Source organism: Clostridium kluyveri, from assembly GCF_001902295.1.
In the GTDB taxonomy this organism is placed as follows: Bacteria; Bacillota; Clostridia; order Clostridiales; family Clostridiaceae; genus Clostridium_B; species Clostridium_B kluyveri_B.
Genome location: NZ_CP018335.1, coordinates 2,169,373 through 2,195,262, shown reverse-complemented (window position 1 = coordinate 2,195,262; position 25,890 = coordinate 2,169,373). Strand labels below are relative to the sequence as shown.

The following is a 25,890-nucleotide window of genomic DNA, read 5'->3' as shown; positions in this document are numbered from 1 at the left end:
TTAAATCACCCTTTTGATTTATATTAGTTTAAATGGGCAAAACCATTTGTAAATATATAAAATGAAATTTGCTCACTTAAAGTTATTTAGTAATTTCCTCATGTATTTGCGCATCTGTTATGTTGTCATACAAATATACTTTTGAGTAAAAAGTTTTAACTTCTTTATCGATATCTAGGTTTACTTTATCAGGATAAAGAGTATTTGCTGTCCATACTAGGCCCATTAATGACTGAATTCTATCTAACATTTCGTATTTTAAAGATGCATAAACACGTTCATTTTTTACAGCATTTATACCCCTCCACTGGGGACTTGAAAGTATTTCATCACGTGCTCCGGAGGTTTTGGTTATAATCACATCTGGATCAAATTTAAGAATTTGCTCCATAGAAGCAGTTATACTCTCATTTTCTTCATCTGCCTTTGATATGGAAATAGTATCATAAAGGTTTATTCCTCCTGCATCTCGTATAATTGAAGCCATAATACTTTTTGTTCCCACTGTTTTATTTATGTCTGATTGAGCATAATATACTTTCAGCTTTTCATTTTCCGGAATTTTGGATGTTTTATCTGTAACTTCGGAAATGGTCTTATGCCAGTAATTCGCCAGTTCATTTCCTTCCTTTTCATTTCCTACTATTTTACCTATAAGTTTCCAGGATTCTTCATAATCTAAAAGACTGTCCTTTGAAGCTGCAACTACTGGAGAGGAATAATCCTTTTGTTCTTTGTCAAGATTTGTATCTTTCTTTAAAGATATAATAATGTCTGGTTTTATGGTAAGCATTTGTTCTCTGCTCATATCTCCAGTGTTAAAGGTTCCTGTTATGGGAAGGCTTTTAAGTCTTTTGACCTCTTCGTTATTCATAAAAAATAGTCGATCTTTAAACTGATTATCAATGCTGGCCAATTTTTTCGGTGCTAATCTCCAAACCATATGTGAAGGAATAGGATGTATGCAGCTGATCTTATCAATTTCAGCAGGTATATTAACTTTGCGTCCAGCCATATCAGTAACTTCTCTAGTAGTTTTTTTAGTTTCTGATGTTGTTTGTTTAGCATTAGTGTTACTACCACAGGCAGTAACACTAACAGTAACTATAATAAGAGTTAATCCAAGTATGATTGTTCTTATTTTTTTAATCATTTTTAATCCCCCTTATGCATTTGTGATCTTATAATGTTATTTTTTAATAGACTTCTAAAATCTGCTTTTCAGTTTCCGGACCTTTATAACAAAAGGACAACTTATCATAATAAATACATTTTCCACGGCAGTGTATTTTGTTCTTACAATGACTAATACAGGTATTCTTTAGTATTTCTTTTCTATAATTCTCGTATTTCTGCTGCCATATGGTTTCCATAGTATATTCTTTTAAATTGTATGAAAATCTTTGATTATTGGCAAAGGAACAGGGTATTACATTTAGTTCTTCATCAATATAAACTGAAAAAAAACCACATTCACAGGAATCAATATAGTCCACGTTAACATCTGTGTATTTCATTAAAACTGGTACAAAACAGGCATCAAAACCTATTCTGGCAGTACACATGCTCTTTTCTGTCAGGGCTGTAAATTCTTCAAGCTTCTCATCTATATTTAAACATTTATTCATAGAAGCTCTCCCTTTAGGTTTGTAGGTTAAAAAGATTATACCGTTAATATTTTTAAGCAAATCATTATACTTGCCTTTTAAAATGTCTATAGCCTCATATATTGATGTATTGTCTAAGATAAAATGTATATTTGCCTTTATGCCTTCATCTGTAAGAAGTTTTATTTTATCTAGCTTTAATTCATTCACTGTACCTATTGATATTGCAGCGGCACCTACTTTATCTTTAATATATTTGATTGTAGTTTTATCAAGATGAATTCCGTTAGTTGTAAAATTTGCTACAATACCTTTTTCATTTGTTCTTTTAATTATTTTTATAAAAGATGGATGTTCCAAAGGTTCACCACCACCTAAAGCAACTTGAAATACATTTCCCCACCTTTTACTATTTAGAGAGGACAAAACATAATCATATTCATCCAGCAGCATAAAAGAATTATTTTCTGTGCTTCCCTTATAACAAAATTCACATCCTTTTGTACAATGATTGCTAATTGAAATATCCGCTAGTTCAGGCCAGGGTGCATATTCTGGATTAGTATTAATGGAGCTTCCCCAGCGCATAGTTACTCCTGTTTCAGTATCTCCATAGAAGTTATAATTTTTACTATGCCTTCTTACTTTCATCTACTCTACCTCCAGTAAATATCACTTGATTTTGTCACATTTATCAGTATCCTTTTTTTCACAACTGCCGCAAGCTATATTTTCACAATTTTTTTCTATGGGAGGAGTATCATCTTTTATTACCTGAACAGAGCCAAAGCCTTTAAATTCGCCAGAAAGTTTTCCGTTTACAAAATATTCGCCATATATATAAGACCATAATTCTTCCTCACTTAAAGTTGAAAAGTCTATATCTTCTATAGGTTTATCAAATGAAATATCATACTTACAGTCTCTCTTTTTAATAAGTGCATATCTCTTAGAGTATACTTCTCTGTCAAGTAATTTCACCTTTGTTCCAGTATTGATTAAATCTTCTCGTACTGCATTATAGATTCTACTTCTTTTTACATTGTTAGTATAAAATTCGGGTTTTTTCTTCTTCATAAACTCAATAAAGTCCACATTCATTGTAATTATGTAACTTACAGAACTACTGTTTGTTACATAATCAGTTCTTATTTTCATAATTTTTCACCTCTCAATTTTTTAGATGTTTTAATTCATTTTAGTATTAAAAGTTATATAATCTCTCAAAATAGGTATTTTAGTTACGTTTTGTATTGTTTCGTATTATTATATTTTTTATTTTATTGAAAGTCAAGTTTTGTAGGTAAATTTTTATGTATTTATTAAAAAAATAACCTATAAATTATTAATGTATGAATTATCATGCAATTTCTGATTGTAAAGCTGCTGCAGTATTTAAGAGTTAACTGTAATTTTTCATATTTTATTAAAAAATGCACATAATATCTTAAATAGATTATGTAATAACAAGTTTCCAGAAATTATAGAACCGGGGGTGACTATGTTTGAAAGCTTCTACTGTGGATAACAATATGATAAAAGAACCTATATCAATAAACTTAAATCAAAATGTAGAAAAAATGAATGAAATTTTTTCTTATCCCATAAATAAAGACTATCTTATTAAAGATATATACATACAGTGCCTAGATAAAAAGGGAAGCATTTTATGTCTGGATACAATTGTAGATAAAGAGAGAGTGGAAAGTCATATTATTTCGCCGCTGATGTATACTAGGCTGCAGAATCTATGTGGAGATATAGGAACAATTTTAATGGAACAGGTTTTAACTATGAAAATTGTTTCAAAAGTAAGTATATATAAAGATGCAATTGAAGGGATTTTAAATGGAGACACCATATTATTTGTTGATGGGTACAATGAGGCCTTACTTATTCATACTTCAAAATCTCAGCATAGAAATATAGAAAAGCCAATAGTTGAAAATACATTGAAAGGTCCCCAAGAAGCATTTACTGAATGGAATGAAGGTAACCGTTCCTTAATAAGAAAATCATTAAAGAATCCGCAGTTAATTACAGAAGTTATGCCTGTTGGCAAAGGCAATCATAATGAGGTATTTATTATGTATATAAAAAATATTGTAAATGTTGAACTGCTTAAAGAAGTCAAAGTGAGAATAAGTAAAATTACCGATGAAAGCATTGAAAATGCATCTATTCTTGAACAATGGATAGAAGACAGACCCTATTCAATTCTTCCATCTACCATTGAGACAGAGCGACCGGACAGAGTTTCTTCTTTTTTAAAGGAGGGACATATAGCGCTTTTAATTGGAGCTGCACCTAATGTTATTATTGTACCGGTAACCTTTTGGAGCTTTTTTCATACCTCTGAAGATATGTATCAAAGATGGATGTATGGCAATTTCTTACGCTTTATAAGAATAGTTGCATTTTTTATCTCTTTGTTTCTTCCAGGAATATACATAGCGGTGTCTACTTATCATGTAGATATGATTCCTACTGATTTAGTTATTGCTATCGCTGCCTCAAGGGAAAAGTTACCTTTACCTGTGATATTTGAGATTATATTAATGGAAATATCTTTTGAACTTATGAGGGAAGCAGGGGTAAGAATGCCTTCAAGTATGGGATCTACCATAGGAATTGTTGGAGCACTAATTTTAGGTCAGGCAGCAGTAGAAGCTACTATTGTTAGTCCTATGTTAGTAATAATTGTAGCTCTTACAGGGTTATCTTCCTTTGCTATTCCGGAGATGAACTTAAGTTTTTTAGTGAGAATAGGGAGGTTTGCATTTTTGATAGTTGGAGCCATTGGTGGACTCTACGGAGTTGGATTATTGGCCACAGCTTTTTTAGCTTATACCTGTGCTTTTGAATCCTTTGGAATTCCATTTTTTTCGCCTAAGGCCCCATATTATCCTTCTTCTAAGGATTTTATTACAAGAAAGCCTATATTTAAGCAAAAACAAAGACCTACTAACATGAATCCACAGGATGAATGCAGGCAAAAATAAAGTAAGGTGGTGGATCCTAAATGCTCCAAAATTCTCACAGCAAAATTGGTGCTAGAGAATGTGCGGCTTTAATAATTATTATATTTTTTGAGAAAATCACCAATAATACAGCTAGTGTTTTGTTTAAAACTGCCCAGAATGCGGGATGGATGATTCCTATATTTTCTGCAGCAATATTAATTTTACCAATATTAAGTGTATTATGTCTTTTAAAGAGATATAAAGATAAAGGGCTTATAGACATAATTTATTGTTTGACTGGAAAGTATATTGGCTTTCTGATAAGTTATGTGCTTTTAATAACAAATGTAACAATTATTTCCTCGAATTTAGCTGATGATTGTAATGCTATTAATACAATTTTTTTCCCTAATACGAACATATATTATTTGATAATTGTACTAATGGGAACTAGTTGTTTTATAGCTATATTAGGATTAAAAGCCATTGCAAGAACATCATTGATGTTAATATTCTATATTATAGGTATTTTTATTGCTCTTATTTTATTTTCCATACCCCTCATAACAACCCAATTTTTATTTCCTGTTGCAGGAAAAGGTGTGAAACATATTATAATAGGAGGTATACGTAATAGTTTTATTTATCAGGGAATAATAGCATTATCTGTTTGTTATCCTATGTTTAGAAATTATAAAAGCTTTAAACATGCCAGTTTAATTGCACTGGCAGTATCTGCCTTTATCCTGAGTGTTTCTTTTGCATTCTTTCAGATGACTTTTGATTATCCATCTATTATAGTTATGAATTATCCTTTCCACACACTTACCAGGATGCTCCATTTAACTAGGTTCATTACAAATTTGCAGGCTATATTTTTTCCATGTGTGGTTGTAGTAATTACAATTTATTATGCCATAGCTCTATATTTAGTTTCTGCTATCTTTACCTATATGTTAAAATTGATGAAAATTGAATCTCTAATTCCACCTATAGCCGCACTTATAGCTATACTAAGTGTAATACCTGAGAGTTCACGTGATTTTTCTGATTTTTTTAACAGTAGAGCAGTACCCATAATAGCCATTGTTAGTATAATATTACCCCTAGTGCTTTTGGCAATTTCACAGTGGAAGGGGGATTATAAAAAGTGATGAGGAAGATAATCTGTTACCTGATTACTGCTATTTTAGTGATGATTTTATGCAGCGGATGCTATAAGGATGTTGTGGAACTAGAGGAGCAGGGATATGTATCTGCTATAGGAATTGATAAGGGAAAAAATAATAATCTGAGTATTACATATCAGATTGCTAATGTAAAATATGGCATGGGTTCTGCAAATGTGAGTGGGTCTGCTAATCAACAAAAAAATGAAAATGTTACCTTCGAATCACCGGATTTAATTACAGCTAGGGATATGGCAAATGTAGTTGTGGCCAGAAGGGTTACTCTAGCACATGCTAGAATTCTCATTGTAGGCGAAGATTTTGCGAAAACTTCAGAATTTTTCCATGTTTTAGAGGCAGCGCTTAGGGATAAGGAATTTAGAAGGTCCATGAGTATATTTGTGTGTCGTGAAAAAGCATCTGAATTTTTAAATAAAAATGATCCAAAACTGGAAGATAGAACAAATAAGTATTTTGATTTTATCATAAATAGATGGAGAGATACGGGATTTATAACTATATCTGATTTAAATAGATTTTTACAGAGAACGGAAGAAAATGCAAGCTTATTTCTAGGAGTTTATACGACGACAAGGCGATATTCTTCTAATGATGATGGAAATGAAGCTGATTATCTTCCAGGACAGGTGGATTTGCAAGGAGGTAATCCAACCCAAATGATAGGTGCAGCAGTATTTAAAAGAGGAAAAATGATAGGAAGTCTTACAGGTAATGAAAATAGGTTTGTGGTACTTTTAAGGCCTAAAAATGAAGTAAAGAGTATGCTTTTTACCTTTGAAGATCCAATTGATAGAACATATAAAGTATCTGCAAGGCTGATAAAGAGTAAAGATACTAAAATTAAAATTGACATTAGTTCAAATAAACCAAGGATTAATGTTATCGTACCTGTAAAAGTAGAAGTTTTAGCCATACCCAGCTTTGTAAAATATGTTCAAGTTAAAGATAATGAGCAGCTGCTGAGAAATGCAATAAAGAGTCAGCTTGAAGAAAAAGCAGGTAAGCTCGTAAAAAAGACACAAGAAGTATTTGGTGGAGAGCCTTTTTTATGGGAATTAGAGGTTAGAAAAAAATTTTGGACTTTTGAAGAATATAAGAAGTACAACTGGATGGATAAATATACAAAAGCAGAAGTCTCTGTAAATTTTGATGTAACAATAAAGAGTTTTGGAAAACAGCTTAATCCACCACAAAAGCTACAGGAGGATTAACCATGGGATGGATAATAATATTAGTTTATATTCTTATTTGTTTCTATACAGTTAAAGTAGGTATAGAAGTTTGGAAAGAAGGAAAAAAATTTGCCAGTATTAATATAATGATACTGGCACTTGTTATATTATTTCTATCTATATGGATAAAAATTAATAACAGATTATAAGGATATAATGCTGCTTATTTAAAGCAGTATTAAGTGGTGTCATGCAAGTAAGTAATGAGTTTATTTCAGGTAATACTAAGATTGTTGATTAGGAAAGTAATTTTTCATTGTAAAATCTGATTAACAATATCTTGAGATACTACTCCTTCTCCTCCCAGAATATCAATCCGATTGGTATTTGCTGTTTTTGATTTAACATAATTTTTTATAGCACTATAATTATTTGTATTAAGTAATACAACTGGTGCATTTTCTTTACCAGCTGAAGCAGAACCACAGAGGGCATCTGCAAATTCACTTCCTGAGGCAAGATAAATATTGGATAAATTGTATTTATCATTAAATTTATTTAATACGGCAAGATTTGTGGCATATCTATCTGGGCCTGATATCCTTTCAGCTTCTAAATTTTTAACTATACTATCATTTATAACTCCAGTTCCACCAATTATGTATGGTGTACTTTTGTTGTCTTTTATATATTGCAAAGCATCATCACTTAACTGGCTGCCATCTGTCAAAAGTATAGGACTTCCTGATAAGGCTGCATAAGATGATATGGATATGCCATCTGCAAATCCGTTTCCAGAAGCTATAAATACTTGTCCTGGGCTACTTATTTGTTTTGCAACTGCAAGTGAAGTAGCATATCTGTCTGAACCGGATATTCTCTCTGTATTTATTCCCATAGTTTTTATAGAATTTTCTACTGGACTTGATACAACTCCAGTACCTCCAATTATATATGCTTTTTTCACTTTTAATCTTGAAAGTTCTGCTGCTGTGTTTTTATCAAGTGAATCATTTGAAGTTAACAGTATAGGTGCATTTATTTGTTTTGAAAAAGGTGCTGCACTAAGTGCGTCGGCAAAAGCTTCCCCGGAAACTAATACTGCTGAATCTGCATTAGTCCATCCATTTTGTGATATTTTTACTGAAGTTTCATATCTATTTGAACCACCTAATCTTACTTGTTTAAAAGCTTGTTTATTTATAGTATAAGTATCGATAGCTTCCATGGTATCAGTCCTATAAGTTGTAATGGTGAAGCTGTTATCTTTTATGTTTACATCCGAAAATGTTGGAACATGATCCTGTTCTTTTTTAGCTTCATAATAGTTATTCACATCAGGTTGCTGCAGCTCATAATATTTACTACCGCTGGCTGAGTTTGTAGATATATATAGAACTCCTTTTGGATCTGTAACTTTACCATCTTTTGCATCTTCAACATTAACGGCTTCTCCCGCTGACATTTGATAAGTCCTTGTATAACTGTGATCATGTCCGGACAAAACTACATCTATGCCGAGATCCTCAAAGACTTCTGGATGGGTAACTCTTCTTGCAGCTATATCTTCATCTGTCTCATGATTTGCTGAGCTGTAAATGGAATGGTGCATTGCTGCTATCTTCCATTTTATGTTTGGATTTGCAGCTATTGCCTCCTGCATAAATGCCTTATGGTCCTGGGCATTTATATCATTGCTGTTAAGCATCATAAACAGTGTGTTTCCATACACATAATAGTAATCATTGCCTGTAGTGCCGCTGCTTTTATCTGATTCATACCCATTGTCAGTAAAAATACCATATTTATCAGACATATTCGGAAGGTTGAAATGAGTAATATGGCCTGATCCATAGCTTTCATGGTTCCCTGGAATTGTGGAAACAGGCATATTTTTTAGCTGATCTGGTTTAAAGAACTCATCATATTCCAATTCATTGCTTTGTCCATTAAGTTCTGAGCCGTTATTTACCTGGTCACCTACGGACATTATAAAACTAAAATTAGAAAATTTGTTTGTAGCTTTATTTAATGTATCTAACCATCCTGCACCATCTTTAGCTAGATCACCGCCGGCACCAATTTGTGGGTCTCCTGCAAGCAAAAAGTTGAATCCACTTGATATATCCTGAGTAGTGCAGCTGTTAACCTGGCTCCAGTTAGTTCCGTCACCTATACGGTATACATATTCTACGCCTTGTTTTAACCCTGTTACTGTTACCTTATTAGAAATATATTCATCATTTCCGTTAGATTTTTCTCCATTGAATGTTTGAGCTTTATCTATAGGAAATTCGCTTCCACTCATATCAGACTTTAGAGCAAGCTGTACCTGTGGCTCTGAAGCACTTTTGGAATACCATGTGAAATTTAATTGGGACTGATCCTTTCCAGGTGCAAGGGTTACATCTTTAATAGTATCATCTGCAGAAGCTGTTGTTTCATCTATACTGATACTTTGGGTTGTTGTAGTTTCGGCACTAACAGGTATGGGTATTACCAGACTTGAAAGTACAAACAAAAAGCATAGAAAAAATAATGATATTTTTTCTGCGTACTGTTTCATAAAATTTCCTCCTTAAAATAATTTTCATCTACAGCTAATATATATATTAATGATATTTTTGTATTTTATCTGTCTCATTTATGTAAAATTTATGTAAAATAACAATAACATTCTATATTTAACGTAAACTTTACAGAACCTTTATCAGTACATTCCATTAACATTGTATATTTTAAAATATATAATATAATTTTTAAAATAACATCTAAGTTAAAGCCACATGGAGGAGTATTCATGATTAGATATTCAAAGATATTTCAAGTATCAATTTTTTTAATAGTGGTATTATTATTTGGTATTTTTTTATACTATTTTAATGTAAGTAATCCTGTAACATATAATAAGCAAAATGGAAAATCTTACATAAGATATGAAAAAGCAGAGGTAGTATCCGTAAAAAACAATTCTTTAACACAATTTAAACAATCTAAAAACATATATTTTGGTACTCAGGAGGCTCAAATCAAAATTCTTTCAGGAGAACATAAAGATGAGGTTAAAAAAGTAACAAATTATTTAAGTGACACTCATAATGTATATCTAAAGCCTAACATGAAAATAATAGTAGATATTTCTACAGCTAATGGTGGTACATATGGTGTGACAGTATATAATTATTACAGAGCCAGTATTCAATATATATTTATATTTATTTTTTTTGCTGCCATTTGCATAATAGGTGGGAAAAAGGGATTTAGATCTGTATTAGGTCTTGTATTTACATTAACCTGTATTATATTTTTATTTATACCTCTGTTATACAGGGGGTATTCTCCGATTTTAGCCTCGATTATAGTAATAATTATAACAACCTGTGTTACACTATTTTTATTAAATAGCTGGAGTGCAAAAACTTTATCGGCTATATTAGGTACCATATCTGGTGTTATAATTGCAGGGATAATTGAACTCATATTTGGCCACTTTGCCCATTTGACAGGTCTTAATTTAACTGGAGTTGAAAGTCTCAATATGATTTCTAATGTATCTGGTATGAAAGTATATCAATTGTTAACTGCAGGAATTTTAATAGCATCTCTAGGAGCTGTAATGGATCTTAGTATATCAATAGCTTCTTCTATACAGGAAATATATACATCTAATCCTAATATAAATAAAAAAGAGCTATTTAAGTCAGGAATGAATGTAGGAAAAGATATGATGGGCACTATGGCCAATACTTTAATTTTAGCTTTTACAGGGGCATCACTTACTATGCTCATAATAATTTATTCTTATAATGTAAGCTATAATCAACTTATCAATATGGATATGGTAAGTTTAGAAATAATTCAGGGGTTAACTGGCAGTATGGCAATAATCTTTACAGTTCCCTTAGTTTCATTTATTTCAGCAGAAATTATTACAAAATTTTCAGGTAAAAGTAGATGAGAAAAATAATTTTTAAACTTTTATCCAAAGGTTGTAATTAGCTAATCCCCTCACTTCTTCTTCAAGGTGGAGTATGGTAATGCTGCTCTCCTCAATAAGTTTTTTATTGTAAACCCATGTTTTTTTAAGGTTTACAATATGAAGATATTATATTAATATATAGTATATATTAATTAAAATATTATGGAAGGGGAGTTTAACTTGAAAAAATTTATTGAATACTTAGAAGAAAAAGTTTTAGAGGGACAAGCTATAAATTTTAAAGAAGCTATGCAGTTAACGAGTATTGAAGGAGAAGTAGATGTAAAACAGTTATGCCATAGTGCAGATAATATACGGAATTTTTATTGCGGTGTGGAAGTAGATCTATGCACTATAATGAATGCAAAATCAGGACATTGTACTGAAGATTGCAAGTTTTGTGCCCAGTCTGGACATTATAAAACCAATGTAGAAAATTATGAACTAGTTTCAAAAGAAGAAGCTTTAAAATTGGCAAGGGAAAATGAAAATGAAGGAGTAAATAGATTTTCTCTGGTTACAAGTGGTAAGGGAATTCGTGGAAAAGATTTTGAAAAGGTATTGGATATATATGAAGAACTAAATAAAGAGAATAGAATAGATTTATGTGCTTCACTTGGTATATTGGGATATGAAGATTTGATTAGATTGAAACAATGCGGGGTAACAATGTATCATCATAACTTAGAAACCAGCAGAGAATATTATAAGGAAATATGTACAACCCACAGCTACGATGAAAGAATAGATACTATAAATGCAGTGAAAAAAGCAGGGCTAGAGGTGTGTTCAGGGGGAATTATTGGACTTGGAGAGAGCCTGGAAGATAGAGTTAAATTAGCTTTTCAGCTTAAGGAGCTTGAGGCCAAATCCATTCCCATAAATGTATTGAATCCGGTTAAAGGAACACCACTGGAAAATGCTCCTAAGTTAAGCCAAAATGAAATATTAAAGACCATAGCAATCTTTAGATTTATAAATCCTAAAGCTTTCATAAGACTTGCAGGTGGAAGAAATCTTATAGAAGGCTTTGGAGAAAATTGTTTTTATGCAGGAGCCAATGCTACAATTACAGGAAACTATCTTACCACATCGGGAAATAAAATATGCGATGATAAAAAGATGATAGATAAATTGAAATTGAAGATTAGAAAAAAATGTGTATAAGTAGAAAAATATATCCTAATGGGTATATAAGTATTAAAGTATTTGTGAAATGAATCGAATAAAGCTACTAAATAAGATATTTTGGGAGGCATAATAAGCATGGAAAAAATACTTGAATCATTTTTAGAAGTTGCACCTGTATTAAAAGATATTTTCCAAGAAGATATAGTAGTAGCTGTAGCAGATACTAATGAGTTTTTGTACTATCGTAAGGGTGACACTCTTGATCTCCATATTAAAATCGGACAGAAGTTGTCTGTGGATGAGCCATTATATAAAACGATTCATGATGGTGAAATATACGTTGTTACAGTAGCAGAAGAAGTATATGGGGTACCATTTAAGTCTGTTTCATATCCAATTAAAAATTCACAGGGAAAAGTTATTGGAGGGGTTGGCATAGGCAAGAGTTTAACTGGGCACCTAAAGGTGGAACAGGCAACGGAAAGTATGTTTAGTTCATTACAACAGACAAATGCAAGTATAGAGGAAATTGCTGCTAATTCACAAAAACTTTTATGTTCAATGAATAATATTGTAGACTCCGCTGAATCCACAGGAGAAAAGATAAAAGAGACAGATGGAATACTGAATATCATAACAGGCATATCTTCCCAATCCAATTTGCTAGCTTTAAATGCAGCTATTGAAGCTGCAAGAGCAGGAGAGGCGGGAAGAGGCTTTTCAGTTGTTGCAGATGAAATGCGAAAGCTTTCCCAAATAAGTGGGGAATCGGCGAAGAAAATATCAAAATTACTTTTAGAAATGAGAGGAGCTATAGATGAAGTCATTAAAGAAATAAACAGTACAAAAATTATGGCTGAATCACAGGCTGCATCCACAGAAGAAATAACTTCTACATTGGAGGGAGTTACTTCCAATTCAGAAGTGCTGGTGAATATGACCAGAAATGTGTAAAGTTTTTATCCCAACGCTGGAATTAGCTAATATTCCCATCTTCTTTAAGATGGGAGATAAGCATTTCACTATAGCAAACTCTACCTGAACCTCTGAATTACTTGATTATTATAGTAATACTATGTCATATGTGTAGAGGAACATATGACATCTCTCTTGAAAGGCATAATATTTTATTATATTATAGAGATATGGAGGCAAAAGGAGGAGATTTATGCCAAGGAGAGAAAAGAATTTATCTCAAAGTGTTGCAGAGGATATATTTTCAATGATTACTATAGATAAAAAGTTTTCGGTGGGAGATAAACTTCCAAATGAAAATGAACTCTCTGTCCTTATGCAGGTAAGCAGGACTACATTAAGGGAAGCTATTCGTATTTTGGTTGCCCGTAATGTTCTTGAAATTAGAAGGGGAAAAGGCACATTTGTAGTAAATCAGGAAGGTTTTCATGAAAACTTTGGATTGGAGGAACTTTCTACAATAAAGTTAAATGCCAGAGACTTATATGAAATGAGATTGATTTTTGAACCTGAAACTGCCTATTATGCTGCAAAGAGGGCTACAGACAAGGAGATAAAAAGAATAATTTACTATGGTAGACTAGAAGAACAAAAAATTTTAAATAAAGAAGACAGAACTGAAACTGAAAGGGCTTTTCATAAATCCATTGCAAAGGCCACCCATAATGAATTTATGAATAGGCTTATGCCTATACTTTATAAATCCATTGATAAGGGTGTTATGTTGTCAGATGATAATGAAGTTGTAATACAAGATACACTAAATGATCACCGCATGATAATGGAATTTTTATCTAAAAGAGATGCAGAGGGGGCAAAAACTGCAATGAAGCTTCATATTATACGTGCAATGAGGGGCATGGGTATATATGAAGAGTAAAATAGTGTTAATTTTTATAATTATAAAAATTAACACTTATTTTTGTCTATATGAAAATCACCTGCTGTGCAGGTGTGTTCAGAATTAACGTATAGATATATATAGTTATAACAAGTTAATCTTCTAAAAATTTCAATAAGTGCTTTTATAAAATGTTAAAAAAGTTAAGTAATAGAATTTGAGAGCCAGAAGAGAGCTCAATGAATTTAAAATAACTTAAAATATTTTACAGCATCCAGGAAGAATAAAACAATATTGACACACATGTACAAAAACATTAAGATGAAGGAAATACATGAATATTAATGTAAAGATTAGATATATATTGCTAATGTTAAAATACAATAAAGTGATTAGTACATGGGGGAAAATAAATGGATTTTAAATTAGATATTGGTGAATTAACTAATACAATAAATGAAGATGAAAACATTATAAAGACATTAGAAGAAGAAAAAGAAAATATAAATAAAACTATCGCAGAGCTTACTGAAGCTGGATGGTCAGGTGAAGCAAAAGATAAATTTATGGAAGAGCATATTAAAAAACAGGAGTCTTATACAAATTTAATAGAAGATATAAAGTACGTGAAAAATGCTTTAGAAAATGAAGAAAAGCCAAGGGCAATTAGATTAAAAAAGCAAAGTGAAGATTTTGTAAACTGCATAAAAAGAAGTGGGGGTGGGACAGACCTTACAAATGATGATACAGGAATTATTTCACTCCAATATGGGGGACAATTTCAAATAAATAATAATGTTAGTGAATGTATAGATAATTATAAAAAGATGAATTCTAAATTTGAAGAAATATTAAATTTAGCAAATAGTTTAAGTTTTACATCATTCCCAATTGCAGATGATGTCCTCAATTTACAAAATTCACTTAAAAATCAAACAGCAAGTTTGACAGAATTCAATGATTCATTTAATTCATATTGTAATGGTGTAAGAGATATGGAAGAAAATATATGTTCAGTATTTTCAAAAATATCTGGAATAACTGTAGGGATATCTGAATTTAGGAGTATTTCTTCTATCTCAGAAAATGGACAAGTAGATAAGAATAAGGTAATGCAGTTAATGTTAAAGAATCCAAATGACTTGACTAATGGAGAAAAAGAGTTATTATCATATGTAGAAAAAGTACTAAGTAAAGATGAATATAAGAAAATAAAAGAAACCGTATTTACATATGAAGAAGCAGAAAAATATATTAAGAGTGATATTTTAGGACTTAATGTAGGACTTAGGACATATTTTCCAAATGAGATATCTAATTTGCCTAAACAAATAACTTATGAAAAAGATGGATATATTTATACTTATGTTTTAACAGAAAATTCTCCACTTACATTTAATGGAGTAGAACTTTCCGATGATGATATAATGACAAAAGATGGTCAAGTGATTAGCAATAAATTATATGGGTATAAACTTTTTTATACTAATGAACCAAAGGTATCAGCAGGAACTGTTTTTGTTTCACCATACCAGAGGGCGGCTGAAGCTAGTTCAACTAGTGGAAGAAAATTCTGGACAGATAAAGTTGAGCATAATGGTACAAAAGTATATCAAAGAAATGATATAATAGATCCAAATAAAATTGATAAGATGGGTAGAACTAACATTGAAAGAATGGAGCAAGGATTAGCACCTTTAGGAACAGACGGAAAATCAATAAACTTACATCATATGACTCAAACAAATGAAAGTGCAATAGCAGAAGTTACTCGAACATTCCATCAAGAAAATAAAAGTATAATCCATATCAATCCTAATACTATTCCATCAGGAATTGATAGAAATGCATTTAATAGTTTGAGAAAGTCCTATTGGAAGAACAGGGCTAATGATTTTAAGTAATGAGGAGGCAAATAAATGAGTTACGTTAATTATCAAAAAGCAGTAGAAATTATGAGCAAAAACAAAGAGAAGTGTCATTTTATTGGAGAACGTTCAGAGGAGTTAATTGAGAAGGCAGAAGATGCACTTGGAATAAAATTCTCAAGAATATATAAAGAATTTCTTATTAAATATGGTGCAGGAAATTATGGTGCAGAAGAAATTTTAGGTGTCATAGATGATGATTTTGAGGAGTCTTCAGTACCAGATGGAATATGGTATACACTTACTGAAAGAGAAGAAGTAGATTTACCTATGAATTTAGTTGTCATATATGAAACAGGTGGTGATGAGTTATTCTGCCTGGATTTTAACAACTTAAACGAAGAAAAAGAGCCAGTAGTAGTAGCGTATATACCTGGTGAAGATAATAAAAATCAAAAATATGAAAAGATAGCTGATGATTTCGGCGATTTTCTATTGCAATTAGTCAATATAGAATAATGTGTATATAGATTGCATAATAGTAGAAATTAATAAATAGGAGTAAATTCAATAAGTGTTGTATTATAGCTTAGTGAGCTGTAACTAAAAGAAAAATTAAATATATGTTATAACAACGATAAGAATCAATGTTTCTAATGAACAAGCATTGGCTCTTTTTCCATGTAAAGAAATTGAAAGCAATTTGGTAATATGTCAAGAACAAAATGAAAAAAGATGAAATGAAATCTAGAAAAAAGGGTAACTTTAACAAGCATACGTCAAATAAAGAACGTATGTTCATATAAAATCTATTTATTTATCTACCCTATTTGAAGAGTAGAGTTGATCTTTAGCCAGCAATCCAAAAATCAAACGAATCAATTTACGAGATGTTAATGCGAGTGCTCGTTTATGCTGATGTGTAGCTACCTCAGCAAATTTCTTCTGATAGAACTTTTGATATTCAAGGAATATGTCTAATTACAGATGATATTTTGAATTTACAGAATTCGCTTAAAAATCAAACAACAAGCTTGACAGAATTCAATGATTCATTTAATGAATATTGTAATGGTGTAAGAGATATGGAAGAAAATATATGTTCCGTATTTTCAAAAATATCAGGAATAACTGTAGGAATATCTGAATTCAGGGGTGTTTCTGCTATTTCAGAAAATGGACAAGTAGATAAGAATAAGGTAATGCAGTTAATGTTAAAGAATCCAGGAGAGTTAACAGCAGAAGAAAAGCAAATACTAGAATATGCAAAAATTGTTTTAGGAGAAGACGAATATAAAAAAATAAAAGAAACTATATTTACGTATGAAGAAGCATGGAAATACATTAATTGTACTACTTTGGGAATGGTCGTAGGGCTTAAGACATATTTTCCAAATGAGATATCTAATTTGCCTAAGCAAATAACTTATGAAAAAGATGGATATGTTTATACTTATGTTTTAACAGAAAATTCTCCACTTACATTTAATGGAGTAGAACTTTCTGATGATGATATAATGACAAAAGATGGTCAAGTGATTAGCAATAAATTATATGGGTATAAACTTTTTTATACTAATGAACCAAAGATATCAGCAGGGACTGTTTTTGTTTCACCTACCAGGGGGTTACACAAGCTAATAAACCAGTTTACAAGTACTGGGATAATACTGTACAATTTAATGGTAATAAAGTCTATCAAAGAAATGACTTGTTTGACCCTAATACAATAAGTTCTTGGAAGGTAAAAGGTAAAACTGTTACTGGTACAAATGTAGAAAGAATGGCATCTGGTAGAGCTCCGATTGGATATGATGGTAAAACAATAAACTTACATCATTTAACTCAAACACAATCGGGTTCCATAGCTGAAGTTAGTCAATCTTTTCATCAAAAAAACTATTCTACAATCCATATTAACACTGGCGAATTGCCTTCTGGAATAAATAGAGGGGTGTTTGACACATGGAGAGAAGATTATTGGATAAATAAAGCAAACGATTTTACAAATTAAAATTAGGAGGACAATATGAATAAGTATGATGAAATAAAAAACATAATTGCAGAATCGGAAAATTGTGTTGAGTTTGCTGATTTCGGAGATGGAATATCCGAGGAATGGATAAAGAAGGCAGAAGAACGTTTAGGATTTGAACTGCCTAATTCTTATAAATGGTGGTTAAAAAACTATAGTGGAGGAGAAATTTACGGAGAAGAAATATATAGTATATATGAACAGGACTTTGATTCTGTTGTTGGCGGAGACATAGTATATATGTATGAATTAAACAGAAAAAATGAAAATTATCCTGATAATGCAGTTGTAATTTGTGAAGCAAATGATGATGTTTTCTATTTTGATTTATCTATGAAGAATGACGAAAATGAATATCCAATCTATTCTCTAAATGCTAATAAACGTTATGCAGATGATTTTATTGAGTTTTTGAAGAAGAGGATTACAGAAAATTAGCTACATAATCTAAATAATGCAGTAACTTACATTCCACATGTAAAAATTAGCAAATAATTAATTAGATTTAGTACTCTACTAAGATATTAGAATATGTTATTATATTGTTCAAATATAGTACGTGAAGGAAAAAATGAATATAAAAAATATAAAACCTGTTATGGATGGAGCTATACCATTAATTTTAAAATACTGCAGAAAGCTTAAGATTGCAAAATATATTAATGGTAAGATAAATTTTGATAAAGAAAGACGAATTGTATCACTGGGAACTGCTATTGAAGCCATTATTGCTAATGTTTTAGTAGACAGACATCCTTTATCAAGATTAGATGAGTTTTATGAGAATACCGATCTCCATTATCAGATGATAATTGCATTAAAATAACCCATGGTCATAGCAATGGTGCTATGTCAAGAAAAAGTACAAATTAAAATGAGAAAATTCTAATCAATTTCCATATTTTAGCTTGCTGTTGATGTAATAAGCTCTTTGGCGTTTTCATATGCTTTTTCAAACTCATTTGGTGACATATAATTGCAATGACTATGAATCCTTGTGGTATTATAAAATGTTTCAATGTATTCAAATACAAGAATATATGCATGACGATAATTTTTAATTCTAAAGAGCGATTTATCCATTCACGTTTAATGATTGCATGGAAGGATTCAATGCATGCATTATCCCATGGATAAGCTTTCTTGGAATAACTAAGTATCATTTTCGAAGTAGGCTTTCGGCCGTGTAAATAATTATATGTATTCTCTTTCTTTCGACAAATAATTTTGGAATGTTATGATTTGTAAATTAATGCAAATTAGTATCGATAACTGCGAATTATCAACCAGCATTACATTGTATATTATATCCACTTTTGGTCAATAATATACACGCCAATAATAATATAGGGCACTGCTGAGGAGCAACCTGAGCGATTATTGGTGTTCTATGCAGGAACGGATAGGATAAAAACTATCCGTTTTACCCGTTCCTGACAGAACACATGAGGATAAACCTCAGGGGTCCGGGGACAGAGTCCCTGGTGGGTTCTATGCTCCTCTGTTCAATATTTTGCTGAATAAGATATTAAGCTGATTTACAACCATATCCCAATTTTCATAGGAACGGGTCCATTTCCTGCTTATTCTCTGCGTGGCAAGGTACAACATTTTCATGAGACTATCGTCATTTGGAAATATAAGCTTAGTTTTGGTTACTTTCCTAAACTGACTGTTAAGACTCTCTATGGCATTTGTAGTGTACATGATTTTACGGATATAATCAGGAAACATGAAGAAAGTTACAAGGTTATCCCAGTTGTCTTCCCAACTTTTTATGGCATTTGGGTATTTGCTTTCCCATTTTTCTTTTGCATCCATGAGATTCTCGAGTGCGGCATCCTCATTTACTGCACCATAGACAGCTTTCAAGTCTTTTGCAAATACCTTTTTATCTTTATAAGGTATGTATTTCATACTGCTTCTCAGCTGATGAATTATACATCTCTGGATTTTGGTAAAAGGATATACAGTTCCTATTGCATCTTTAAATCCATTCAGTCCATCCACACAGAATACAAGTACATTGCAAACCCCCCTTGTTTTCATACCAGTATTTGGTGGATTTAAAATGTTAGGTGAAATAGTTGAAGGAAAGGATTTAGTATCAGGAAAGCACTATAGTACAGGAGAGCAGTTGTTTGGACTAGGTACACTAGGAGCAGGAAGTCTATTAGGAAAGATATACAAGGGAATAAAAGCAGGAATGTCACCAGAAGTAGAAGAGGCAGCAGGCAAATTAAGTAACGGAACTGTATTTGCAATGAATGGTGCTGGTGGAGCTAGTGAAATTGAAAAACTTGCTAAGAATATAACTAAAAAGATTGTTGGTAAGGGAAAAGAGGCATACCAGGAGGCGAGTAAAGCTCTACTTCCTCGAGAGGGTGATGTTGGAACTTATGAAGATTTGATAGATGCCGGTTCACGTGGAGATAATATAACTCCTCATCATATGCCATCAGCAAAATATATGGAACCAAATGCAGGAGTACCTAAAAATGATGGTGTTGCGATGAATATGGAGCAGCCATTCCCGGGTCAGGGTGGTAGGCATAGATTGACTGATACGTATGGTATGACTGGGGAAAAACTACAAAACTATCTAAATTTATCACCTCGTAATGCACTAGCACACGACATTCGAGATGCAAGAAGTATATATCAAAACGACAATCTTTATACACCTGATATTAGACAGGGGCTTGAAGATGTGATAAAAATGAATAAGAAGCTATATCCAGATTTATATAAAAAGTAAGGAGAGTTAAGAACAATGGATATAAATATTGAAGCAAAAAAGCTGAAGGATAATAGATTACTTAAAACAGAAGAAGAAATTAGAAACTTTGAACAAGCGGTTGAAAATATTATTAGTATGAAAGATGTTAATAATATTAAATATCTGTGTTTAGGATTCGATGATTCAACTGAACATGATGAAGTAATGTTTGGATTAATACATGCAATTGAATCTTACGATAAAATGTTCGGAGCAGAAGAAGCTTTAGCTAAGCTTGCAGAGGCTATACCAGATATGTATCCTCATGCTAAAGAATGGGTTAAAGTACTTCATAAACGAATTTTAAATGATGCTCCATCACGAAAAATTTATGTGAAAGTTATTTCTAATTCAGATAGTTCCATAAAGAAGACAGTTATAGATTTATTTAGTGACATAATGGAAAAAAATCCTAGTAAATTTGAGATGGCAGTTAATGAATTTCTAGCAGGTTTAAACTAACTTTGAATAGTTAAGGTAGAACTTGCTACAAAATTTGGTATAAACTAACTGCGAAAATACTATGCTATATGATTTAGACTATAAGACCATATAGGCACAATATAACCTACATTCCGCACGTAGAATTTAACATTTTTTAATATTTATTTATCCATAGTATCACTATTATGGATAAAATCATTCCTTAATGCTTACTGCATAATTTCAATAATGCAGTGAAGAAAAGACTAAATGAACTAGCTGAAAATAAGTAGGCTAGTTCATTGCTTTTTATAGTGATAAAAAAGTCATAGATCCTAAAAACAGTAGACTGTACCACTAAAAGATAATAAGACAAACTCAGCCCCAAGCTCAGCTATGTGAAGTCAATAGCAGATTTAAAAAATGTTGAAAATTTTAAAGAAGGTTCATTAGAACATATATTAGAAGGACAATTAAATGCAAGAGGAAAGGCAGTAGGATTTCACTATGAAGGAATGTTAACAACAAAAGGGAAGATAATTTCAGCATTTCCTATATGGGGGGAATTTAATGAAAGACAGAATTGAAAAGTTTCTAAAGTGGGCTGAAGATAATGGTTGGAATGTTAAACGACATCAAAATATTGATGCATGTTTGCCAGATGACATAATTAAAAGTATAACATATTAATGTCACTCCAGGCTCTTAATGATAGATATAACGAATATTCAGTAAAGTTTATGCAAAAATTTTTTAATTCTATGATGGTAAAACAAAATAAGTCACTAGCCGTACAGAATAAAAAATTATATTTTGGAAGAATACTTGTAAATGGCTCTCCAGTTATGAATTACTGCAAAAGTTTTATAACAAATTTAAAGGGACAGGAGGTTCAGATTCAAAGGCAGCAACAAAAATACAATTACATATGACTTATTATCGGGAAGTTTTCTATGTTGTGATATTTGTGATGGAACGTCAAATGATGCTAAATATGTAGAAGTCATGGACAGGTACACTAAAGCAAGAGATCTCAGATTGGCAAACCTTGAAAAACATATACTATAAATTAGTATATGTTTACTATAAATTGATTTTTTATCTATTTAATGTCTTAGCACTGGTTTTATCGCAAATGTTGGCCCCCCTCTGGATAGTCTAAACAAATTCACTTTCACTTGTTTTAATAGAGTCAATCATTTTTTAAATCTATTAATATAACTATTAAACATATAACCACCCCTACCTTTATTTTAATGTATACATACAAGTAGGAAACCTGATAAACAAAAATGTTAATCAAATTTCCTTAAGTTTATAATGTTGAGCTATGCTGGGGATAATTATTCAAAATATATAATGTATAGTTGACAACAGACATCACACAACTTACAATAAAAGCATATAGTTTAATAATATTATACTAGGGAACTTCAAATAGTTGGTAAATAATTATACAAAATTGGACATTTAATATTTTGTATAGTGACTATTTGATGTTCTCAAGCCTAAGTGAGTGTATAGATATGAAAATATCTTAGCATAATGAACTACGTTATAAAGTAAGGTAAAGACATACCTTTAGATGTAATCTTCAGTCTGAAGCTCTATGAGTGCAAATCAGGAAACTTTACTATTGTCCTGTAAAGATAACAGGGAAACACATGTCCTCTTTATGACATTGGCAAGAAGAAAATTTCCACGAAAGTGAGATTTATCAGAAATGATAAAAAATAATAATTATGCTTTTGTTATTGACAATAAAGGCAATAAGTTAAGTCCATGTAAGATAAATAAAGCATGGTACTTAATTAGAAAAAACAAAGCAATACAAGTTAATAAATATCCTATGGTTATTCAATTAAAAAGGGAAATAAAGGATAAGGAAGATGAATCAGAATTTGTTTGTGGTATAGATGATGGAAGTTTACATGTAGGCATTGGCATCATTCAAAAATGTAAAACTAAAAATAAAGTAATATTCAAAGGAACAATAGAACAACGTCAAGATGTTAAACATTTGATGGATATTCGTAGAGATTATAGAAGATATCATAGATACCACAAAAGATATAGACCTAAAAAATTTAATAATAGAGCAAATAGTAAAAGAAAAAATCGAATTGCACCAAGTATTAAACAAAAGAAAGATGCTATTTTAAGAGTTATTAATAAACTAAATAAATATATCAATATAACAGAATATCATTTAGAAGATGTTGCAATAGATATAAGAGCTTTAATAGAAGGTAAAAAATTATACAAATGGCAATATCAAAAATCTAACAGGCTAGATGAAAACATAAGAAAATCAGTTATATTGAGAGATGGTTGTGAATGTATGGAATGCGGTAAATCTAGTTGTGTTTTAGAAGTACATCATGTTGTTCCTAGAAGGTTACACGGTAATAATAATCTTAGTAATCTTATAACTTTATGTAGTGAATGTCATCAAAAGACAGAAGGTAAGGAAGAATTATTTATTAAACATTATCAAGATATGATAAAAGGTAAAAATATAAGATTTGACTATGCACAACATGTAATGCAAGGGAAAACATATCTTAGAAAAGAATTAAGTAAATTAGCTAAATTAATATTAACCACTGGTGGAGATACAGCAAATAAAAGAATAGATTGGAATATAGAGAAAAATCATAGTAATGATGCATTAGTTATAACTGATTTAAAAATTAATTCTGATGACTGCAATATAAAAAATTGGGCAATTAAACTAATGAGAAGGAAATCAAAAGCTAATATAGAGAATTTACAAGGGTTTAAACATAGAGATTTAATTAAATATACGAAGAAAAATGGAGAAAATTACATAGGATATATTACAGCTTTATACCCTAAAAAGAAACAATGTAATATAACAACAATAGAAGAAAGAATATTAAAAAGATATGGAATTAAATCTTGTAAATTATTATGGAGATTTAATAAAATATATTGGTTTTAAAAACTTAGAAAAATAAAAATAAATAGAAAGGAGAGGTTAAGTTTGTCTAAGTTTTCTTAACCAGGTTATTTTAGTGAGAAGTGATGTAATAACAAAAGGAACTAAAAGTGCACCACAGCGTGCCCTGCTTAATGCGTTGGGTTTGACAAAAGAAGAAATAGAAAGACCGTTTGTAGGTATTGTAAGTTCAAAGAACGATATAGTACCAGGTCATATGAATTTAGATAAAATAGTGGAGGCCGTAAAGACAGGAGTGTCAATGGCTGGAGGTACTCCAATTGTTTTTCCTGCCATTGCTGTCTGTGATGGAATTGCCATGGGACACCAGGGCATGAAATATTCTCTTGTTACAAGAGATTTAATTGCAGATTCTACAGAAGCTATGGCTATGGCCCATGCTTTTGATGCGCTGGTAATGGTACCTAACTGTGATAAAAATGTACCGGGACTTTTAATGGCTGCAGCGAGACTTAACATTCCAACTATTTTTGTAAGTGGAGGCCCTATGCTCGCAGGAAAAGTAGATGGATGTAAAGTAAGCTTTAGCAGTGTATCTGAGGCAGTAGGCGCTTTTAACGGGGGGAAAATAACTGAAGAAAAATTAGAAGAGTTTGAAAGCAAGGTATGTCCTACTTGCGGCTCCTGTTCAGGTATGTATACTGCAAATAGCATGAACTGTTTAACAGAGGTTCTTGGAATGGCACTTGGAGGTAACGGTACAATACCTGCTGTTTATTCTGACAGAATAAAACTTGCAAAACATGCTGGTATGAAAATAATGGAGCTTCTAGAAAAGAATATACGACCTAGAGATATCATGACAGAGGCTGCTTTTAAGAATGCTCTAACTATGGATATGGCTCTTGGATGTAGTACAAACAGTATGCTTCATTTACCGGCTATTGCCCATGAAGCTGGCATTGAATTAAATGTGGATATGGCAAATGCAATCAGTGAAAAGACTCCAAACCTTTGTCATCTTGCACCAGCAGGACATAATTATGTGGAAGAGTTAAATGAAGCAGGTGGTATTTATGCTGTTATGAATGAGATAGATAAACTAAATCTATTAAATACAGATTTGATTACATGTACAGGAAAAACCGTGGCAGAAAATATTAAAGGCTGTATAAATAAAAATAAAGAGGTAATAAGACCTGTTGAAAATCCTTACAGCACAACTGGCGGAATTGCAATTCTTAAAGGCAATTTAGCTCCGGATTCCTGTGTTGTAAAGCGTTCTGCAGTGGCACCTGAGATGTTAAAGCATGAAGGACCTGCAAGGGTATTTGACTGTGAGGAAGATGCTCTAAATGCTATAAACACAGGAAAAATTGTGGCTGGAGATGTAGTTATTATAAGATATGAAGGTCCTAAAGGCGGACCTGGCATGAGAGAAATGCTTAATCCAACTTCCGCAATTATGGGACGAGGTCTTGGGGGCAGCGTGGCATTAATAACAGATGGACGTTTTAGTGGTGCTACAAGAGGTGCTGCAATTGGTCATGTTTCTCCTGAAGCAGCAGTAGGAGGTAATATTGCACTGATTGAAGAGGGAGATATAATAAAGATAGATATAGAGGCAAATTCTATTAATTTTGAAATCAGTGAGGAAGAATTGGAGAGAAGAAGGGCAAATTGGAAACCTAGACAAGCTAAAATTACCACAGGCTACCTTGCAAGATATGCATCAATGGTAACTTCAGGAAACAGAGGGGCTATTCTAGAGATTCCTAAATTCTAGTTTTTTAATTGTATTTAAAGGTTGTAAATAGATGTACTGAAGCTTCTCGGAAGAAGAGAGTGATTATTGCCTGTAAAAATTAATGGACTAAATTGAAAATAAAAATATAGTCATATATAATTAAGGTAAATATATGGAGAATTAGGGATATGCATTATTATATCAAGTGATTCTAAGGTTCAGGTGGAGTTTGCTTATGAGGAATCCTTTTCTCCATC

The 25,890-nt window shown here is 31.6% G+C and carries 25 protein-coding genes and 2 pseudogenes; 20 read left to right on the top strand and 7 right to left on the bottom strand.

Annotated elements, in window-relative coordinates; all coding sequences use genetic code 11:
- Nucleotides 1-82: 82 nt before the first annotated feature.
- Genes BS101_RS10585 through BS101_RS10575 form a run of 3 tightly spaced genes read right to left on the bottom strand, consistent with a single transcriptional unit; the run spans nt 83 to nt 2,765 of the window.
- Complete coding sequence (locus BS101_RS10585) at nt 83-1,153, bottom strand: ABC transporter substrate-binding protein (protein WP_073538792.1); 1,071 nt, start codon at nt 1,151-1,153, stop codon at nt 83-85.
- 43 nt (nt 1,154-1,196) lie between these two features.
- A complete protein-coding gene (locus tag BS101_RS10580; RefSeq protein WP_073538791.1) occupies nt 1,197-2,258 on the bottom strand; it encodes a radical SAM protein in 1,062 nt (353 codons plus the stop codon).
- Nucleotides 2,259-2,279: 21 nt separating this feature from the next.
- Nucleotides 2,280-2,765 (bottom strand): hypothetical protein, encoded by a 486-nt coding sequence (locus BS101_RS10575; RefSeq protein WP_073538790.1) that lies wholly within the window; start codon nt 2,763-2,765, stop codon nt 2,280-2,282.
- A gap of 347 nt (nt 2,766-3,112) precedes the next feature.
- On the opposite strand from BS101_RS10575, the gene BS101_RS10570 reads away from it, so the two are divergent.
- Genes BS101_RS10570 through BS101_RS22720 form a run of 4 tightly spaced genes read left to right on the top strand, consistent with a single transcriptional unit; the run spans nt 3,113 to nt 7,141 of the window.
- Entirely contained in the window at nt 3,113-4,609 is a 1,497-nt protein-coding gene (locus BS101_RS10570; protein ID WP_083585700.1) for a spore germination protein, read from the top strand.
- A gap of 20 nt (nt 4,610-4,629) precedes the next feature.
- Complete coding sequence (locus BS101_RS10565; protein ID WP_073538789.1) at nt 4,630-5,724, top strand: GerAB/ArcD/ProY family transporter; 1,095 nt, start codon at nt 4,630-4,632, stop codon at nt 5,722-5,724.
- Entirely contained in the window at nt 5,724-6,971 is a 1,248-nt protein-coding gene (locus tag BS101_RS10560; RefSeq protein WP_073538788.1) for a Ger(x)C family spore germination protein, read from the top strand. The genes BS101_RS10565 and BS101_RS10560 overlap by 1 nt, the downstream gene beginning before the upstream one ends.
- A 2-nt stretch (nt 6,972-6,973) precedes the next feature.
- Nucleotides 6,974-7,141, top strand: coding sequence for a hypothetical protein (locus tag BS101_RS22720; protein ID WP_156876030.1), 168 nt, complete (start codon nt 6,974-6,976; stop codon nt 7,139-7,141).
- 104 nt (nt 7,142-7,245) lie between these two features.
- Here the strand turns inward: BS101_RS22720 and BS101_RS10555 are convergent, their stop codons facing one another.
- Entirely contained in the window at nt 7,246-9,498 is a 2,253-nt protein-coding gene (locus BS101_RS10555) for a cell wall-binding repeat-containing protein (protein WP_073538787.1), read from the bottom strand.
- A gap of 234 nt (nt 9,499-9,732) precedes the next feature.
- On the opposite strand from BS101_RS10555, the gene BS101_RS10550 reads away from it, so the two are divergent.
- The 6 genes from BS101_RS10550 (at nt 9,733) to BS101_RS10525 (ending at nt 16,245) form a co-directional block, all read left to right on the top strand.
- The gene (locus tag BS101_RS10550) at nt 9,733-10,890 is read left to right on the top strand and encodes a YibE/F family protein (protein ID WP_073538786.1); all 1,158 of its coding nucleotides are present in this window, start codon (nt 9,733-9,735) and stop codon (nt 10,888-10,890) included.
- Between the two features lie 201 nt (nt 10,891-11,091).
- A complete protein-coding gene (bioB, locus tag BS101_RS10545; RefSeq protein ID WP_073538785.1) occupies nt 11,092-12,078 on the top strand; it encodes a biotin synthase BioB in 987 nt (328 codons plus the stop codon).
- A gap of 99 nt (nt 12,079-12,177) precedes the next feature.
- On the top strand, nt 12,178-12,996 hold the full coding sequence (locus BS101_RS24235; RefSeq protein WP_073538784.1) for a methyl-accepting chemotaxis protein: 819 nt from the start codon (nt 12,178-12,180) through the stop codon (nt 12,994-12,996).
- A 214-nt stretch (nt 12,997-13,210) separates the two neighbouring features.
- Complete coding sequence (locus BS101_RS10535; RefSeq protein WP_073538783.1) at nt 13,211-13,897, top strand: FadR/GntR family transcriptional regulator; 687 nt, start codon at nt 13,211-13,213, stop codon at nt 13,895-13,897.
- 374 nt (nt 13,898-14,271) lie between these two features.
- Nucleotides 14,272-15,762: an HNH/ENDO VII family nuclease gene (locus BS101_RS22715; protein WP_073538782.1), complete on the top strand. Its 1,491-nt coding sequence runs from the start codon at nt 14,272-14,274 to the stop codon at nt 15,760-15,762.
- A gap of 15 nt (nt 15,763-15,777) precedes the next feature.
- Nucleotides 15,778-16,245, top strand: coding sequence for an SMI1/KNR4 family protein (locus BS101_RS10525; RefSeq protein ID WP_073538781.1), 468 nt, complete (start codon nt 15,778-15,780; stop codon nt 16,243-16,245).
- Nucleotides 16,246-16,539: 294 nt separating this feature from the next.
- On the opposite strand, the pseudogene BS101_RS23800 reads toward BS101_RS10525, so the two are convergent.
- Nucleotides 16,540-16,714, bottom strand: a pseudogene (locus tag BS101_RS23800) (IS110 family transposase); the annotation flags it as partial.
- A gap of 7 nt (nt 16,715-16,721) precedes the next feature.
- Between BS101_RS23800 and BS101_RS23280 the strand changes: the two are divergent.
- The 4 genes from BS101_RS23280 to BS101_RS10500 all read left to right on the top strand — a co-directional run bounded on the left by BS101_RS23280 (nt 16,722) and on the right by BS101_RS10500 (nt 18,587).
- The gene (locus BS101_RS23280; RefSeq protein ID WP_198039589.1) at nt 16,722-17,459 is read left to right on the top strand and encodes a hypothetical protein; all 738 of its coding nucleotides are present in this window, start codon (nt 16,722-16,724) and stop codon (nt 17,457-17,459) included.
- On the top strand, nt 17,438-17,740 hold the full coding sequence (locus BS101_RS10510) for an HNH/ENDO VII family nuclease (RefSeq protein WP_198039588.1): 303 nt from the start codon (nt 17,438-17,440) through the stop codon (nt 17,738-17,740). The genes BS101_RS23280 and BS101_RS10510 overlap by 22 nt, the downstream gene beginning before the upstream one ends.
- A gap of 15 nt (nt 17,741-17,755) precedes the next feature.
- A complete protein-coding gene (locus tag BS101_RS10505; RefSeq protein WP_073538779.1) occupies nt 17,756-18,199 on the top strand; it encodes an SMI1/KNR4 family protein in 444 nt (147 codons plus the stop codon).
- Between the two features lie 133 nt (nt 18,200-18,332).
- On the top strand, nt 18,333-18,587 hold the full coding sequence (locus tag BS101_RS10500) for a DUF4277 domain-containing protein (RefSeq protein WP_073538778.1): 255 nt from the start codon (nt 18,333-18,335) through the stop codon (nt 18,585-18,587).
- Between the two features lie 77 nt (nt 18,588-18,664).
- Here the strand turns inward: BS101_RS10500 and BS101_RS24590 are convergent, their stop codons facing one another.
- Nucleotides 18,665-18,844: an IS3 family transposase gene (locus BS101_RS24590; RefSeq protein ID WP_242951452.1), complete on the bottom strand. Its 180-nt coding sequence runs from the start codon at nt 18,842-18,844 to the stop codon at nt 18,665-18,667.
- Between the two features lie 408 nt (nt 18,845-19,252).
- Nucleotides 19,253-19,810 (bottom strand): annotated as a pseudogene (locus BS101_RS10490) (IS256 family transposase); the annotation flags it as partial.
- A 22-nt stretch (nt 19,811-19,832) separates the two neighbouring features.
- Here BS101_RS10490 and BS101_RS22710 point away from each other — a divergent pair.
- The 6 genes from BS101_RS22710 to ilvD all read left to right on the top strand — a co-directional run bounded on the left by BS101_RS22710 (nt 19,833) and on the right by ilvD (nt 25,672).
- The gene (locus BS101_RS22710; protein WP_156876029.1) at nt 19,833-20,519 is read left to right on the top strand and encodes a type VII secretion protein; all 687 of its coding nucleotides are present in this window, start codon (nt 19,833-19,835) and stop codon (nt 20,517-20,519) included.
- Between the two features lie 15 nt (nt 20,520-20,534).
- On the top strand, nt 20,535-21,002 hold the full coding sequence (locus tag BS101_RS10480; protein WP_073538776.1) for an Imm30 family immunity protein: 468 nt from the start codon (nt 20,535-20,537) through the stop codon (nt 21,000-21,002).
- Between the two features lie 359 nt (nt 21,003-21,361).
- Nucleotides 21,362-21,550, top strand: coding sequence for an EndoU domain-containing protein (locus tag BS101_RS10475; protein WP_073538775.1), 189 nt, complete (start codon nt 21,362-21,364; stop codon nt 21,548-21,550).
- A 153-nt stretch (nt 21,551-21,703) separates the two neighbouring features.
- Entirely contained in the window at nt 21,704-21,895 is a 192-nt protein-coding gene (locus tag BS101_RS10470) for a hypothetical protein (RefSeq protein WP_156876028.1), read from the top strand.
- A gap of 791 nt (nt 21,896-22,686) precedes the next feature.
- A complete protein-coding gene (iscB, locus tag BS101_RS10465; RefSeq protein ID WP_073538773.1) occupies nt 22,687-23,928 on the top strand; it encodes an RNA-guided endonuclease IscB in 1,242 nt (413 codons plus the stop codon).
- Between the two features lie 73 nt (nt 23,929-24,001).
- Entirely contained in the window at nt 24,002-25,672 is a 1,671-nt protein-coding gene (ilvD, locus tag BS101_RS10460) for a dihydroxy-acid dehydratase (RefSeq protein WP_073538772.1), read from the top strand.
- Nucleotides 25,673-25,890 lie beyond the last annotated feature (218 nt).